Genomic DNA, 14,957 nt, shown 5'->3' with positions numbered 1-14,957 from the left:
AATCAATTGGGGAGAGCGGGGACCCAATTTTATGCTTATCATTCAAATCGCGAGGAATATCAGTCAAATGAGAAGAAATATCGATCAATTCGAGCAGGATATCAATTGATTGAGCAGAATGGGTACCCCATTTTACGTGTATCAATGAATTGGAATAGGATATTAATTAATCTTCAGCAACCGTGACGGTAGCTTCCAGCGCGATTTCGACATTGCCTTTAACGGCGCGGGAAATCATGCATGAGGCTTCCGCTTTTTCAGCGAGCCTTTGTGCGAGGCTCCGATCTTTTTCTGTAGCGTCCTTATTTAAGACGATCCGCGGGCGATGAATGATTTTTTTATACGTGATGATGCCTTTTGTCACATCGACGATTCCTTCCGACTCCATCGTCAAGCTTACTTTCGCTAGACCACTCCGCTCCATCATCGCCGCAAGTGTAATAATATAGCACGTTGCCGCCGCCCCGAGCAGCATCTCATCCGGATTTGTCCCGACGCCCGGCCCGTCCATTTCCGGCGGGATCGAGACTTTTGTTTTTAAATTGGCCGTTTCAATCTCACCAACGTCGTTTCGCAAGCCAGGCCAGTCCGCTTTTAAGTAAAAATGATGCTCTGCCACATGAAAAACCTCCCTCTTATTTTTCTTAAGCATAACATAAAAAATAGCAGTAGATAAAAAGGCGGATTCGATGAATGTTTTAAGCATGAAAAAATGCTTTCAAAAGCAGTAGAAAAATTGAGTCGTCTAAAAAAATAGGTTTGAGTGATACTAACGTTAATGAAGAAGAGCGCATACGATGGAAGAAATCATGTCCAATTGTTACTTAAAGGCAGGCGACCTATACGTGAATTACGATTGTTTAATTATTGGCGGTGGCATTGCGGGACTGCAGGCCGCCATTCAGCTCGGACGCTATAAACGTTCGGTTTTGGTTATTGATGCAAGCTGGGGGCGTTCCACGATTTGCAGGAGCTATCATAACATTTTAGGATGGCCGGATGGGGTGGCCGGCCATAAACTTCGGGAGTTAGCAAAACAGCATGTAGCACCGTATAATGTCAATTTTCATTATGGAAAAGTAATGGAGGCGGAGAAAAACGACCGGGGATTTACGGTAACGGATGAAACGGGAAATCAGTTTTCCGGCAAATGCATCTTGCTGGCAACCGGAGTGATGGATCGGCTGCCGGACTTGCCAGGTCTCCTTCCATGCCTTGGGCTCACGGTATATGTGTGCCCCGATTGTGATGGCTACGAAATCTCGAATAAAAAGACGATCGTTATGGGAGCGGGAAAAACGGGAGCAACTATGGCGCTGACGTTAACGTACTGGACGGACGACATTACGTATATTAATCATGAGCAAAGCGATCCGGGGGCCGATCTCGCTAAAAGGTTAGCCGACAAAAACATTGCTTACGTAAACGCGCCAATCAAGCGCATTTTAACCGAAAATGAATGGGAGTTTCGCGGAGTAGAGTTGGCAGGCGGGAAAAGGCTTGATGCCGACCGGGGATTTGTTGCTTTTGGAGGGAACAAGGTAAATTCCGACCTGGCACAGCAACTCGGAGTCGAGCGGCTCGAAAACAAACATATTTTAGTTGACCCGCGTACAAAAATGACAAATGTTGCAAACGTCTGGGCAGCCGGTGATGTCGTTGCCCACTCCGAACTCGTAACCGTCGCCATGGGAGAAGGTTCCCAGGCCGCCATCTGGATTCAAAAAAAACTGCTTGAGATGGACCGGACTGATAAATGAAACGGCAGCTTATAAAATAGCTGCCGTTTAGTTCTTCTTTAGTTGTTTAACTTCATCAATCGTTAACCCGGTTTTTTCAGCAACCACTTCAGGAGCGAGAATCTCTAATAACGAACGGGCGATTTCAATTGCTTTTTCTTTTTCAGCTTTTGCAACGGCCTCTTCTTTTTCTTTCTCATACAGTCTGGCTACCTTCGTCATTTTTAACCACTCCTTTACTTTTTTTGCATACTCTTCATTAATAAACTTATCTGTGGCTACAAGGATTCCGGCAATGACTTGTATTTGTGTGTATTCCTCTTTTATTTGTTTAGCTACTTCAATAGATTCATGAATTAATTCTTGTCGTAGAATAAAAATATCTTCGCGCACACCCTACAAAAAGGCCAATTTCAATATTCATTCCCATTTCCTCAAGAACTTCTCTTTTTAAACATTCTTCGTGTGTCTCGTTGTTTTCTATCCCACCACCTGGAAGAAAAGCTTGCCATCCCCCGTTTGAATAATGGCTAGTTCATCTTTGCCACTATTAAACATTAAACAATAAACAGCAGGTCTCAATATGTATTCTTTGCCATCTTCTTTATCACCGAATGTGATGATATCCATAGTTAAATCTCCTCTGTCCTTTATCGCTTTTACCACATTTAGGGGGGTTTCATACCCGTTATTTTGATCATGTCATCAATTTACGAATAGGTTCTTGTATCATTACGACTTCTTTAGTCATATCAACATGAGGTACATCTTCGTCAATGCATTCATACCAATACTTTAAGTGGACTTTATCCACTTCATGTTGAGAATTTTCAACATTTATACCGCCTTCCCCTTGAACCGAATACCAATAAAGGTACTCATTTTCTCCATTTTTTTCACGAAAGATGGTTTCTATGTACATTTTTTCATCTTTAAGCGTTAATAGAACATTTTCCAAATGATCATGTAAAAATTTCATCCATTCATCAACAACTTTAGACTTTCCTTGTTTTACTTTAAATTTAGAAAGTTCTACTTTCAATGGCATTTTCCACAGTCCTCCCATGATAATTATTCACTTCAACTGCGCGCGCTTATTGAAAAATGTCCGATAGCCAAACTCGACAAATATGATGACTGTCAGTGATGCGCTACCGCAAATTCCGAGCATGATCGCAATCTGGTATTGGATTGCAACAAGGGGAGAGGTACCGGATAAAATTTGGCCTGTCATCATGCCGGGCAGTGTCACGATCCCCATGCCGACCATTGAGTTGACCGTCGGCAAAATCGATTGATCAAACGTTTGTTTAACGATTTTGTTCGCCGCTTGCTTCGGTGTGGCACCTAGCATTAACGCCCCTTCAACGAGCGCCCGTTCCGCTTTCATCCCATTCATTAGCGAATCGGCCCCGAGTGCTGCGCCGGTCATCGCATTGCCGATAATCATCCCCGAAATAGGGACAACGTATTGCGGCTCAAACCACGGGGTGTGGCCGATGACAACAAAGATGAAAAACAAGATCGGCCCGAACGTTCCAACAATCATCGAGAATGCGATCACTTTTTTTAACTCGCCGGACAACGGATGGTTGACCCGTTTATACACATTCATAATGGCGAAAGCTTCCATTAGGGCGACAATGCCGATCGTATAGAACGGATTGCTATTATCAAATATGTACGTCAACACATAGGCGACAAGGACGAGCTGCACCGTCATCCGAACTGTCGCAATTGTAATTAGCTTTTCACGGGGAATGCCTTTCCATCGAACGATTCCGATCAATAAAAGGATAAAAATATAAGCGGCGGCAAGCTGCCATAGTTGCAGTTCAATGACACCTTTCATTGCATGCCTTCCTTTCCTATCGAATAAAGGCGGGCGCCGTGCTGTTTGCTGATTTCAATGATCTCATCCGCCACCCTATCAGCAAGCGCCTGCGAATGGGTAATCATAATGACCGTTTTCTTTTTCTCTTTTGCAAAATCTATGAAACTATCCATGACGCGTCGTTCGGTTTCCTGATCGAGCGCCGAGGTCGGTTCATCAAGCAAGTAAACGGCTGGATCCATCAGCCAGATGCGGGCGAGCCCAAGGCGCTGCTTTTCACCGCCCGATAAAGAGCCTGCATCATCACCCGGATTTTTCGGAAGGTGTACCATTTGCAAAGCATGAGTAAGCGTTTCCTCAGACGGCAAAGGCTTTTCTGAAAAGCGAAGGCCGATTTCGAGATTATCTTTCACCGTTCCTTCAAAAATGGACGGCGTTTGTCCGAGCATCACGACTTCGCGCCTGAATTTTACAGGGTCATACGCTTGAATAGGTTTATTTTTATAAAAAATTTCGCCCGAATCAGGGGAGCTTAAATCGTTCAGCAGCCGGAGCAGCGTCGACTTTCCGCCGCCACTTTCTCCGACGATGCACGTGACTTTCTCTTTGCGGATCTCAAGGGAAGGAATATGCAAAATATCTTTATAGGCGACCTCTTTTAAGAGAAACATGATGCCTGTCCTTTCAATTTTTTAGTGTGGGCCGTTTATTGGTCTAAATTGGCCGCTTATTCGTCTAAGTGCTTTTTATAAGCAAAGACGCACGTTTCTACAGTTACCATACTACTACATGAAAGAGATTTTGGTCGACTTTGAAGCGGGAATGTTGTATGTTGAAGACATTATCTATCTGATTTTTCAAAATAGAGAGGGGGAGCCGGGATGGCCAAAAAAGTAGTGAAAATTGCATCTGTACAAGTAGAAATAAAGGATGAAGAAACGAAAGAAGAGCGAATCGAACGGGTAAGCCGGATGCTCGATGGACTTGGAGACTATGATTTAATTCTACTCCCTGAAATATGGGCAACTGGCTATTTTTCCTTTGACCATTATAAAAAAGAAGCGGAACCACTTGACGGAGATTTCACCCGCTATTTTTCGGAAAAAGCAAAAAAACTCGGAGCATACGTGCACGCTGGTAGTTTTGTAGAAAAAGAAGGCGACAATTATTACAATACGAGCGTTCTTTTTGACCGGAAAGGGGAGCTTGTTGGAACGAGCCGGAAAATCCACCTGTTTCGCTACGGTTCTGCAGAAGGAGAGCTTTTAACAAGAGGGGACGAACCGACAGTACTGGAGACGGAATTTGGGAAGATCGGGTTATCGACTTGTTATGATTTACGTTTTCCTGAATTGTACAGGGCACAAGTGGATAAGGGAGCGAAGATGTTCCTCGTCACATCCGCCTGGCCGCACCAACGGCTTGCCCACTGGAACCTATTCAATCAAGCGCGTGCCCTTGAGAACCAGTGCTTCCTCGTTTCAAGCAACTGTGTTGGGAAAACGAAAAACGTCCTATTAGGGGGGCACAGCCAGGTCGTCGATCCATGGGGAGTTGCCGTCGCTTCCGCAGGCGAATTTGAAACGATCGTCAAAACGGAAATCGACCTTGGGCAAATCGAATCCATCCGCGAAGAATTCCCGCAGTTAAAACACAGGGTTTTGTAGATGTTTAAAATGGCGCGTACTATGAAAAAAATTTATGTTGTCAGACATTGTGAAGCAGAGGGGCAGCCTTCAACATCGCAACTAACAGAAAAAGGGGTTCAACAGGCAGAACTTTTAGCCGATTTTTTCTCCACTATCCAGGTTGAACGAATCATATCAAGCCCTTTTTTAAGAGCCATTCAATCGGTGGAGCCGATCAGCGGAATGAAAAAGCTGAACATTGAAATTGACCGACGTTTATCGGAACGAATCCTCAGTACAAAAGATTTGCCTGACTGGCTTGAAAAGCTCAAAGCAACATTCAATGATCTAAAGCTGAAGTTTGAAGGGGGCGAGTCGAGCCAGGAAGCGATGAACAGAATCGTCTGCGTGGTGGATGAAGTTTTGCAAAGCGAGGTGGAAAACACACTTCTCGTAACCCACGGAAATTTAATGTCTTTGCTTTTAAGGCATTATGACAGCCACTTTGGGTTTAATGGCTGGCGGAACCTTAGCAATCCTGACGTGTTTTTGCTTCGTTTTTCAAACAATGAAGTAAAAATCGAACGTTTATGGCGTGAAGTAAGGGAGAAGACCGCATGGAAAAAGAACAATTGAAAATCTTTGATGAAGGCAGAAATCCAATAGGTGTCGCTACCCGGGACGAGGTCCATCGACTCGGGATTTGGCATGAATCTTTTCACTGCTGGTTTATTGGCAAAGAAAAGGATACAGACTACATCTATTTGCAACTCCGAAGCGATTTCAAAAAGGATTATCCAAATCTTTTAGACATCACTGCCGCTGGACATCTATGGGCCCATGAATCCCCCAGAGATGGTGTAAGAGAGATTAAAGAAGAAGTCGGAATCGATGTGTCCGCGAATGAATTAATACCGCTCGGGGTCATGGATTACTGCGTCATTGCGGATGATTTCATCGATAAGGAAATAGCCAACGTTTTTTTATATCAAACGGGAAAATCCCTGGATGACTTCACCCTTCAAGAGGAAGAAGTAAAAGGAATGGTGAAAGCCGAGTTTCATCAGTTTGCTGAACTCTGGTCAGGCGAAAGAGGCACAATCAGGATAAAAGGATTTGAAATAAAGCGGGATGGAACGAAAGCCTTACTTAATAAGAATGCGGGAAGGGATCAATTTGTCCCTCACCCGATTCAATATTATCGAACCGTCATTCAAAAAATGAAAGAAATTTTAAAGGGGATGAGGAGATAATCGCTAAGTTAGAAAGGTGATGGATAAACGACCCGGAATGAACGATATCGATTCCGAATGGATCGTAAGGGGAAAAAAGAAAGAAACGTGCGCAGAAATGAAAGCGTTAGCTGAAAAAGAAATTGCATCTTAGCGCAACCTGAGTTCGTTAATGAAACGGACTCAGGTTTTTTATTTGAAAGGCACATTAGCGTTTTTCCTAAATGGCTAACATATTCTTGTCCCTTTTTGTTACATATTGCCAAACTGCACGTGCTTTGGACAACTTCAAGTCGAAATTCTGGTTATTTCAGGTTATCCACCGTCATAAGATGAACGTGAAAGAGATTAATAAAAACGCTAGAGAAGATCATCACATTTTTGTCATGAATGGAGGTGAATCACATGTGGGTAAAACCTGAGTACGAAGTGATCAATACATCTTCTGAAGTGACGATGTATAACTACGTTGGCAAGGAGTAAGAAGGGCCCTTTGTGTATGGCGTTCATCAAATGAGCGGAGGTTATACAAATGAATCGTTACATGAAATCAGTCATCGGCGCGATGATCGGATGCTCAACAGCTGGCTGGTGGTTGCTCGTTGATCTCCTGCTTCCTGATCCGATCGGAGACTATCTTTTATTTATTCTCATGGGTCTTGTCAATATGGTGATTGGATGGCAAGTTGCGAAGTTAATTGGGAAAACGAAGGAAGCGAGCAAAATTTCAAATGAAAGGACTGAAGCGAAATTCGAATTAGAGTCTTAGGTACGGCGGCCGGAGGAGGCTTTCCGCAGTGGAACTGTGCTTGCCCCAACTGCCAGGGTGCTCGTGCGGGGGACGATCGGCTTCGCCCGCAATTGCAATCGTCTCTTGCGGTAAGTGCCAATGAAAAGGACTGGTATCTCGTCAATGCGGGACCAGATGTTCACAGGCAAATTGAATCTTTTCCCGCCCTCTTTCCGGGACCCGGAGTACGAGAGACGCCATTAGCCGGCGTGATTTTAACCGATGCTGAGCTCGATCATACGATCGGGTTATTGTCACTGCGGGAAGGTTCTCGATTAAGCATCTATGGTACCGAGAGTGTCCGAAAGACTTTGCACAGCGCTTTTCCAGTGTTCCCAATGTTACATAACTATTGTAGATGGGAATGGCACTCTCTTTACCCCGGATTTTGCGAGCGGATAGGGGATTCAGGTGAAAATGCGGAAGGGTCGATTTCGCTTGAGGTGGTTCCCGTTTCACGAAAACCGCCGCTTTATGTCAATTCAAGCATAGAGGAGCATTGCCCGGAAGAGATTTGGGAGGTCGGGCTCGTTTTTCATAATGAACGTTCGGGCAGGCGTCTTGCTTATTTTCCTACATTAGAAAGGATGACCCCAAAAGTAGAGGCGTGTTTGAGGAAAGCTCATATTGTAATGGTCGACGGAACCTTTTGGTCAGACGATGAATTGGTCAAGATGGGTGCAACCGAACGTAACGCACAGAGAATGGGGCATTTGCCAATTAGCGGCCGAGGAGGCATTGCGGAAACGTTAGCCACATTCCCGGCTGAGCGGAAAATTTTGATACACATTAACAACAGCAACCCGGTTTTGCATAAGGACTCTATAGAGAGAAAGACATTAGAACAGCTTGGTTTTGAAATTGCCTATGATGGTATGGAAGTGGAGGTATGACCTTGAGCGAACAAGAAAGGGGAGTAAGCGTACTGTATCAAAATGAAGAAAATCTCTGGACGCCGGATGAATTCACGGAGCGGTTAAAAAGTGTCGGGCGTTCGTTTTATCATGATAAACATCCTTTTCATGTGGCGATGCACGAGGGAAAACTTAGCCGTGAGCAAATTCGCGGCTGGGTGGCCAACCGATATTACTATCAAAAATCGGTACCTATTAAAGATGCCGCCATTTTGTCGAACTTGCCGTCAAGGGAGCTAAGGCGCCAGTGGATTGGGCGGATCATTGACCATGACGGCATGCATGGGGGAGATGGCGGAATCGAAGCATGGCTGAAACTCGGGGAAGCGGTAGGATTGTCCCGGGAAGAAGTAGAGCAGGAGGTCAGGGTCGTGCCCGGCGTTCGTTTTGCCGTAGACGCTTATGTCAACTTCGCACGGACAAAGCCGTGGATCGAAGCAGTTGCCTCCTCGTTAACAGAATTGTTTTCGCCCGATCTTATTTCCAAACGAATGAAGGTGCTTGAGCGTCTTTATCCATGGATTGATAAGAGCGGCTTTGACTATTTTCAAAATCGCTTGACCCAGGCGCCGCGTGATTCGGACACCGCCCTTAAGCTTGTGATCGCCTATTGCCAGACGCCGGCAAAACAACGGCGGGCTGTCGCCGCGTTGCGTTTTAAATGCGACGTGTTGTGGGCACAACTTGATGCCATCGAAAAGGCTTTTCCTTCGAAAACGTGACTTTTTCTCGCTAGATTGATGAGCAGACCCGTTTTAGGTAGCCCTTTCCTACCCTAAATTGAAGTTTATTGTTGGAGCTGAAGAAGTAATTGTCCAAACTAGTTTACTTATTGTCAGAACTGAGGAGGAATTGTCCAAACCAGTTTGCTTATTGTCAGAACTGAAGACGTTATTGTCCAAATCCGTGTTTTTTTTGTCCGAACAGCGATAGTTATTGTCGTGGCACGAAAAAGGATAGGTGGTGGAGCGAATTTTAAAAAATTGTTTTCCAAAACTCGCTGCAAAAGCGCGGCTAAAATTTGATAAGGTGAGGGAGAAGCATCTCCTTTTGTTGCCGGAAAAGGTTGTTGTCTTGAACGAAACCGCCGCATCGGTCCTTGCGTTATGTGACGGAAATCGAACGGTGGACACCATCACCGAAAATGTAAAGGCTTCTTTGCAGGAAAGTACAGAACGAGCGGGCTCAGTAGCCTTGCCTGATTTACAAGAGATGCAGGCCGACATTTCCGAGTTTCTTCAAGAGATGGAGGATCAAGGATGGGTGGTGATCCATACAGATGGCACAGCCAATAACAACGAGTAAAAATGTCGTGGAGCCTCCATACTCGCTGCTTGCGGAATTGACCCATCGCTGTCCTTTGCACTGTCCATATTGTTCGAATCCGATAAATATGGTATCAGAGCGAGGGGAACTTTCAAACGAAGACTGGTGCCGTGTCTTATCCGAGGCTGCTGATCTTGGGGTTGTAGAAGTTCATTTTTCCGGTGGCGAGCCGCTCTTAAAGGACGGCCTTGATTGTCTAATCCGGCATGCGGATCGCTTAGAGATGTATACAAATCTGATTACAAGCGGCATTGGGTTAACGGCTGAAAAAGCTATTCAGCTTAAGGAGGCCGGTTTAGCCAATGTGCAAGTGAGTTTCCAGGCAGGAGAAGCAAAACTTTCAGATAGAATCGGCGGCTATAAAGCCTTTGAGAAGAAAAAAGAAGCTGTCAAGGCGGTAAAAAAAGCGGAGTTGCATTTATCATTAAATGTTGTGTTGCATCGGATGAATATGGATCATTTAGATGAGGTGATTCAGCTCGCTGAGGAAATGGGCGCCGAGCGGCTCGAGCTCGCTAACACACAATACTATAACTGGGCTTTGCTTAACCGGAAGCGGCTGTTGCCAGATCGGAAGCAAATCGAACGCGCCAGTAAAATTTATGAAGCCGCTAAAGCGCGCCTTAAGAAAAAAATGGAAATAATTTGGGTCATTCCTGATTATTACGCATCGACACCGAAGCCATGTATGGGGGGATGGGGGGCGATCGGTTTAACAGTTGCCCCGGATGGAGTGGTCCTTCCTTGTCCGACCGCTGGAATCATAGAAAGTTTATCGTTTGAAAATGTTCGCGAGTCGTCTTTACGGCATATTTGGTACGAATCGGAGTCCTTTAACCGTTTTCGTGGTGAAAACTGGATGCCCGAACCTTGTCGATCTTGTGATTTCAGGCATGAAGACAGAGGCGGGTGCCGTTGCCAGGCTTTTGCTTTAACCGGGGATGCCCATGCGACCGATCCCGTCTGCCAACGGTCACCTCAACATCAACTTATTGAAAAAGTCGTGCAGGATGCCAATCGTAAGCCGATCGCTAAGTCATCGCCAATGATCTATCGGAAATATCTTCTTGACAAAAAATAATGCCAAAGGGTCCGCAAAGGTCTCTTTGGCATTTTTTTTTAAGTTGACGATGATTGGACAAATAACTGCTTGATTTGGCGAAAAAATTGGAATTTGGACGAAATCTCATTTTATATCTCTCAAACCAGAATTCGAGCAATTTGCTACTTATACGTAATCGCCTGTCTGCCCATTTGTTCCCACGCTTCCTTAAAATCGTTCCGCGGCGCTTTTGAATCCTTATCGAGTGGATCGTTGAAATAGACATATTTGTCATCGAACCCCGTTAGCACAACGGCATGTTCATACCACGTGATTTTCACTTTGCCTGAAGGCGTGTGCCACGTGCGAAAAGCGGATTCCGGCAGTTTTCTGTATTGGGCATTGATGATCGTCCAGACGGGCCGCCCCTTTTTTAAAGAAGAAAGGATGGAATCAAACGATTGGCCAGTCAAGTCTTTAATTCTGCCCGGCATATACTGTCTTGCCAGATCAGCGACCGGACGATGGTAAACGCCGTATCCCATTTCGTTCAAGTCATAAATATTGCCGAGGAATCCGTCATTCGGGTTCCCGTAGTACGTTACCCCATCTTTCTTTTCATAAGGCGTATGGTCTTTTTTTATCTTTTTTGCCAGTTCCATCTTGCCTACCTTTACTCCTGCATCATTCAGCAACATCGCTAGCGATGTCACTTCACATCCGCGCGCCAATTCGGGCAACTGTTTAATTTTTGGAACGCTCAAGCGATACGACGTTTTCTGTTTAGTGGAAGAAGCTTTTTTTCGTTTTTGGGATGAAGAAGGTGCTTTCACTCTTTCTGTTTTTGATAAAGAAGGAGGCTCTTCTTTCGCTTTGCTTGATGCTGGGACAGCCTCTTTTGACTCGCTTGATAAAACTTTTTTTGTATCTTGCTTCGATTCGGCGGTGTTATCTTTATAAAAAGCGACACCGGCTCCAATTAGAAATGAAAGGACTAACAAACCCGCTAATTTTTTCATAGGAATTGCATACGATCCAATTCTCCTTAAGTATGCATTCTCACCTCTTCGCCTGTTTACTACAACTATACCCTAATACAAGCATAAACGATCCTTCTATTTGCAATAAAGAAAAATGCCCTTCCAATGTTTTCAGGAAGTAGGACGAACGCCCATTTTTCAATGTGCCCATACATGAATGCCTATAGACACATAACCTATAGTGAGCATTTTTTAAAGGGAAAAGGAGAGGGAACATATGAGTTTTGGCGGGAACGGATTTGTGCTTATCATTATTTTATTCATTCTTTTAGTGATCATCGGCTGCTTTTGCTTAGGCTTCGGCCGGGGGCCTTGCTGATTGGTCTTAATATTTTTCAGAAGCCGTGAATGACCGACGTCACGGCTTTTTTGCATTTTCTCGTTTTGTGCAGGTGGATCACGGTTGAAGCAAGCAGAGTGGTTGAAAAAACATTAAAAATTTATCAACTAGTGCTATCGTTTGAATTTTTGCCAGGGATTCGGCGGGACCTGAGCCAGAAATAGGGCTCAAGCCTTATTATAAGCTGGATGAGGCCAAACTTCTTGATTGGCTGGCTGAAATGGTTTAAGGTGAAGGAAACTGAATAGAATAATTTTCCTCTTCAGAACACTTGCCATGTTTTTAGTATTGACTTTAGAAAGGAGAATTTGTAATGAAAGCGAATAAAAAATGGGTAACAAGCCTCCTCGTTTTGTTTTTGTCTTTTTTTATTGCGACTCCTTCTATGGCATCGGCAGCTGGTTTCCATCATCCAGAATACTGGAATAAAAATTCTATCCTCAAGCAAGGAAAGTCAGGGACGGAAGTAAGGAACTTGCAGTACATTTTGAATGTGATGTCCTTTTATACGGAAACGGGAATTGTGGACGTTGATGGCATCTTTGGACCGAAAACGGCCAAGGCAGTAAAAACGTATCAAAAAGGAAACGGCTTGGCTCCGGATGGAATCGTCGGCCCGAAAACGTGGAAAAGTTTTTCAAAATTTATCAAAAAGAAAAGCACATCGACTTATGGAGCAGGTTCGTATATGGGACTGAGATTAGAATGGAAATATGACAATACGTCGGACAGTTCTCCGTCCACTGCAAAAATATATGGCAACGGTGATACAATGAGCGACACGTATCGGTTATTTGCCCGCTAGATGATAATAAACCCTGGATTTGGTACCAAATCCAGGGTTTATTGCCTCCATAAATCTGATCCTGATTGATCGATTCTGAAAATGACAGACTTCTAGCCCGAATGAATGAATACACGCAGGATTGACTGATAGTCCCGCACAATTGATAGATAACGTGCTCGAAATGATTGATACCTCACCGAAAATGAAAGATATCCTACCTGAATTGACTGATAAACGTAAGATTGACTGATAGCGCCGCTCAATTGATAGATAACGTGCTCAAATTGATTGATAACGTATCGAAAATGATAGAAATCCCGCCCGGATGAATTGTGTTGTGCCCTGGATTCAATAAAAAAAGGCAGCAGGCGTTCAAACCTGTTACCTCTTTTTAGTATCATCTGCAAGTTTTTTCGACACGAGATTCGCAATTAGCACATATCGTTTTGGCGCGTGACCGACATAGTAGAACGGGTAGCAGGTGCTGACCGTCAGTGTCGGGCGCGGCTTTGGAACGATGACAGTTCGGTCGTCCTTATCCACGATCCGCACTTTTTTCACCTTGTATTGAAACTTGCCGGCAGATGTCGTTACGATAAGCAAATCGCCTTTGCCGACCTCGCCGAGCTTGCGGAAAACAGTATCCCGGTGCCCGGCCAGAACGGAATTGTCTCTTTCTCCCGGAAGTACGCTGCCTGCAAAGTGTCCGACCCCTTTTTCGAGTTCATCTTCGTTCGTGCCGTGAAATATCGGAAGCGTAGCATGAAGTTTCGGGATATAGAGCTCGCCGATGTTATCGCCTTTTTTCGGACGGACGGGATATAGCGCTTTTTCTTTTTCAACCCGCTTGTGCACCGGAGTTTTAGCCTCTGCCTTTGGTGCTGGCGGTTTGTAATCTTTTGAATGCACTTTGTAGGCGAAATAGCCTTTGGCAAACTTGTATACGTTCGTTGTCGAAAACCATACGCCAAACGTAATAAGACCGATACAGAAAGTAAGAAAAATCCACCGCCAGGTACTCCGGCTTCTTTTACTCGCTCGTTTCTCCATCGTTACGACGCTTTCTTCATTTTACGAAATAAAACAAGTCCTGCAGCAAACGCAAAAAGTCCAATAAGTGCGTTCGTTAAATATTCGGAAGCGGTGGTTGGAAGCTTAGCTCCTTTTACCGTTCTCGGTGCCGATTGATGTTGTTTATGCTTCACTTCTTGCACGACTTTTTCATTCGTTACTTTAATCTTTTTTCCTGTATCAACGATCTTTCTGGAATCGATCTCATCACCTGTAATGATAATGTCAGCTAAAAATTGGCCATCAAGATTATAAAGGGAGATTTTTAAATTCGCATTTTTTAACTCTTCTAATTGGATAAGCTCTTTAAAAGATAGAGGTGTTTCTGTCCCGCCCCTTACGATACTGGCTTTCGCTTTTAGATGGAAGATGTGAAGGAATTCATTGTAGATCGAGAATAATTCCTCAATTTGCCCTGCAGTAAGATCATCCGCCGTTTCAAAGTCGGCGAAGTTCATCATCCGATCCGCCAGGTTGTTTAAGCGCTCTTGCGTTTCTGGCTGTGAAAGCTCGTCTTCAATCGATTGAAAATGGGCCGTTAAGTTCTGCATTTCTTTTTCAGATAAATCAAACAGCGAAAAAAGTTCTTTCAAATCGTCTGTGGTAAGCTCAACATCGCCGCCGCCTTCACTATAAAAGGCAACCGCATCTTCAAGTTCATGGATAAAAATATAATCATTCAATTCTTCATCATTTTCCGCCAATAATTTTCCAAGACTTTTCTCATCTAAGTTGTAAGTCTTATAGATTCCATCGAGATTGCTTAAGTCGCTTTTAATGACTTCGCCGAGTGAATCGCGAAGCTTCTGAACGCTATTAAAATCTTTTAATTTTTCGTCATAGTAGGAAAGGTGCTCCTCTAGCATTTCTTTTGTAACGGTAAATCCTCGTTCTGTACTAATTTCAGATAAATATTGATCCAATTCTTTTTCGTCTACGGCCGCAAAAGATACTTTCGGGAAAATTCCGACAACTAATAGCAGCACAAATAAAATGGCCCCCAGCTTTTTCAACCCTATTCCCCTCGTTTCATAAAATTATTTTTCTAGTAAATTATATGGAATAAAGGAATCTAATAGCAACTGTTTTTTTGGTGGAGTATGCTTAAAGGCAATCTAGTGCCCCTTCTAGAAAAATAGTTTGAATTTCAGTACTCGAACATTCGTTATTTTAAGAACACCTCGTTAGATCTTGGAAATGAGGAAAAACGGTCA

At 44.1% G+C, this 14,957-nt stretch carries 23 protein-coding genes; 13 read left to right on the top strand and 10 right to left on the bottom strand.

The features are described 5' to 3' along the window. Positions 1–166 precede the first annotated feature (166 nt). Positions 167–619 carry an OsmC family protein gene (locus H538_RS0122370; protein WP_026679476.1) on the bottom strand — a complete coding sequence of 151 codons (453 nt, stop codon included), beginning with the start codon at positions 617–619 and terminating at the stop codon, positions 167–169. Positions 620–797: 178 nt separating this feature from the next. On the opposite strand from H538_RS0122370, the gene H538_RS0122365 reads away from it, so the two are divergent. Further along, positions 798–1,760, top strand: a complete 963-nt coding sequence (locus tag H538_RS0122365; protein WP_245595309.1) for an NAD(P)/FAD-dependent oxidoreductase — start codon at positions 798–800, stop codon at positions 1,758–1,760. A gap of 27 nt (positions 1,761–1,787) precedes the next feature. On the opposite strand, the gene H538_RS26335 is transcribed toward H538_RS0122365, so the two are convergent. From H538_RS26335 to H538_RS0122340, 6 genes are all read right to left on the bottom strand, one after another. Beyond that, complete coding sequence (locus H538_RS26335; protein WP_154658064.1) at positions 1,788–1,961, bottom strand: hypothetical protein; 174 nt, start codon at positions 1,959–1,961, stop codon at positions 1,788–1,790. A 127-nt stretch (positions 1,962–2,088) separates the two neighbouring features. Then, positions 2,089–2,223: an NUDIX hydrolase gene (locus H538_RS26895; RefSeq protein WP_245595313.1), complete on the bottom strand. Its 135-nt coding sequence runs from the start codon at positions 2,221–2,223 to the stop codon at positions 2,089–2,091. Next, positions 2,220–2,369, bottom strand: a complete 150-nt coding sequence (locus H538_RS26890) for an NUDIX hydrolase (RefSeq protein ID WP_245595308.1) — start codon at positions 2,367–2,369, stop codon at positions 2,220–2,222. The genes H538_RS26895 and H538_RS26890 overlap by 4 nt, the downstream gene beginning before the upstream one ends. Before the next feature lie 67 nt (positions 2,370–2,436). Beyond that, positions 2,437–2,781, bottom strand: a complete 345-nt coding sequence (locus H538_RS0122350) for a DUF6176 family protein (protein WP_026679473.1) — start codon at positions 2,779–2,781, stop codon at positions 2,437–2,439. 33 nt (positions 2,782–2,814) lie between these two features. Then, positions 2,815–3,591: an ABC transporter permease gene (locus H538_RS0122345; protein ID WP_026679472.1), complete on the bottom strand. Its 777-nt coding sequence runs from the start codon at positions 3,589–3,591 to the stop codon at positions 2,815–2,817. Further along, the gene (locus H538_RS0122340; RefSeq protein WP_026679471.1) at positions 3,588–4,244 is read right to left on the bottom strand and encodes an ABC transporter ATP-binding protein; all 657 of its coding nucleotides are present in this window, start codon (positions 4,242–4,244) and stop codon (positions 3,588–3,590) included. The genes H538_RS0122345 and H538_RS0122340 overlap by 4 nt, the downstream gene beginning before the upstream one ends. Before the next feature lie 210 nt (positions 4,245–4,454). Between H538_RS0122340 and H538_RS0122335 the strand changes: the two genes are divergently transcribed. From H538_RS0122335 to pqqE, 9 genes are all read left to right on the top strand, one after another. Next, on the top strand, positions 4,455–5,240 hold the full coding sequence (locus H538_RS0122335) for a carbon-nitrogen family hydrolase (protein WP_245595307.1): 786 nt from the start codon (positions 4,455–4,457) through the stop codon (positions 5,238–5,240). 21 nt (positions 5,241–5,261) lie between these two features. Continuing rightward, positions 5,262–5,837: a histidine phosphatase family protein gene (locus tag H538_RS0122330; protein WP_026679469.1), complete on the top strand. Its 576-nt coding sequence runs from the start codon at positions 5,262–5,264 to the stop codon at positions 5,835–5,837. Next, positions 5,819–6,454 (top strand): NUDIX hydrolase, encoded by a 636-nt coding sequence (locus H538_RS0122325; RefSeq protein ID WP_026679468.1) that lies wholly within the window; start codon positions 5,819–5,821, stop codon positions 6,452–6,454. The genes H538_RS0122330 and H538_RS0122325 overlap by 19 nt, the downstream gene beginning before the upstream one ends. Positions 6,455–6,823: 369 nt before the next feature. After that, the gene (gene pqqA, locus H538_RS27215) at positions 6,824–6,916 is read left to right on the top strand and encodes a pyrroloquinoline quinone precursor peptide PqqA (protein ID WP_154658063.1); all 93 of its coding nucleotides are present in this window, start codon (positions 6,824–6,826) and stop codon (positions 6,914–6,916) included. Between the two features lie 49 nt (positions 6,917–6,965). After that, positions 6,966–7,202: a hypothetical protein gene (locus H538_RS24890; protein WP_051291645.1), complete on the top strand. Its 237-nt coding sequence runs from the start codon at positions 6,966–6,968 to the stop codon at positions 7,200–7,202. Continuing rightward, the gene (pqqB, locus tag H538_RS0122310) at positions 7,184–8,116 is read left to right on the top strand and encodes a pyrroloquinoline quinone biosynthesis protein PqqB (protein ID WP_026679467.1); all 933 of its coding nucleotides are present in this window, start codon (positions 7,184–7,186) and stop codon (positions 8,114–8,116) included. The genes H538_RS24890 and pqqB overlap by 19 nt, the downstream gene beginning before the upstream one ends. A 2-nt stretch (positions 8,117–8,118) precedes the next feature. Then, on the top strand, positions 8,119–8,859 hold the full coding sequence (pqqC, locus tag H538_RS0122305; RefSeq protein ID WP_245595306.1) for a pyrroloquinoline-quinone synthase PqqC: 741 nt from the start codon (positions 8,119–8,121) through the stop codon (positions 8,857–8,859). Between the two features lie 241 nt (positions 8,860–9,100). Further along, positions 9,101–9,442, top strand: coding sequence for a pyrroloquinoline quinone biosynthesis peptide chaperone PqqD (gene pqqD, locus H538_RS0122300; protein WP_035352021.1), 342 nt, complete (start codon positions 9,101–9,103; stop codon positions 9,440–9,442). Further along, positions 9,417–10,544, top strand: a complete 1,128-nt coding sequence (pqqE, locus tag H538_RS0122295; RefSeq protein ID WP_035352019.1) for a pyrroloquinoline quinone biosynthesis protein PqqE — start codon at positions 9,417–9,419, stop codon at positions 10,542–10,544. The genes pqqD and pqqE overlap by 26 nt, the downstream gene beginning before the upstream one ends. Positions 10,545–10,687: 143 nt before the next feature. Here the strand turns inward: pqqE and H538_RS24885 are convergent, their stop codons facing one another. After that, a complete protein-coding gene (locus H538_RS24885; RefSeq protein WP_051291641.1) occupies positions 10,688–11,524 on the bottom strand; it encodes a C39 family peptidase in 837 nt (278 codons plus the stop codon). Between the two features lie 238 nt (positions 11,525–11,762). On the opposite strand from H538_RS24885, the gene H538_RS25895 reads away from it, so the two are divergent. The 3 genes from H538_RS25895 (at position 11,763) to H538_RS25290 (ending at position 12,690) form a co-directional block, all read left to right on the top strand. Continuing rightward, a complete protein-coding gene (locus tag H538_RS25895) occupies positions 11,763–11,864 on the top strand; it encodes a YjcZ family sporulation protein (RefSeq protein WP_081412782.1) in 102 nt (33 codons plus the stop codon). A 29-nt stretch (positions 11,865–11,893) separates the two neighbouring features. After that, the gene (locus H538_RS26640) at positions 11,894–12,049 is read left to right on the top strand and encodes a hypothetical protein (RefSeq protein ID WP_211235592.1); all 156 of its coding nucleotides are present in this window, start codon (positions 11,894–11,896) and stop codon (positions 12,047–12,049) included. Positions 12,050–12,198: 149 nt separating this feature from the next. Continuing rightward, positions 12,199–12,690, top strand: a complete 492-nt coding sequence (locus tag H538_RS25290) for a peptidoglycan-binding domain-containing protein (protein WP_026679463.1) — start codon at positions 12,199–12,201, stop codon at positions 12,688–12,690. A 363-nt stretch (positions 12,691–13,053) separates the two neighbouring features. Here H538_RS25290 and H538_RS0122270 read toward each other — a convergent pair whose 3' ends face one another. Together H538_RS0122270 and H538_RS0122265 are read right to left on the bottom strand one after the other, a co-directional pair. Then, on the bottom strand, positions 13,054–13,722 hold the full coding sequence (locus H538_RS0122270) for a class D sortase (protein ID WP_026679462.1): 669 nt from the start codon (positions 13,720–13,722) through the stop codon (positions 13,054–13,056). 2 nt (positions 13,723–13,724) lie between these two features. Next, entirely contained in the window at positions 13,725–14,756 is a 1,032-nt protein-coding gene (locus tag H538_RS0122265) for a processed acidic surface protein (RefSeq protein WP_026679461.1), read from the bottom strand. Positions 14,757–14,957 lie beyond the last annotated feature (201 nt).

Source organism: Fictibacillus gelatini DSM 15865, assembly GCF_000430745.1.
Lineage (GTDB): Bacteria > Bacillota > Bacilli > Bacillales > Fictibacillaceae > Fictibacillus_A > Fictibacillus_A gelatini.
This window is presented reverse-complemented; position numbering and strand designations above follow the sequence as displayed.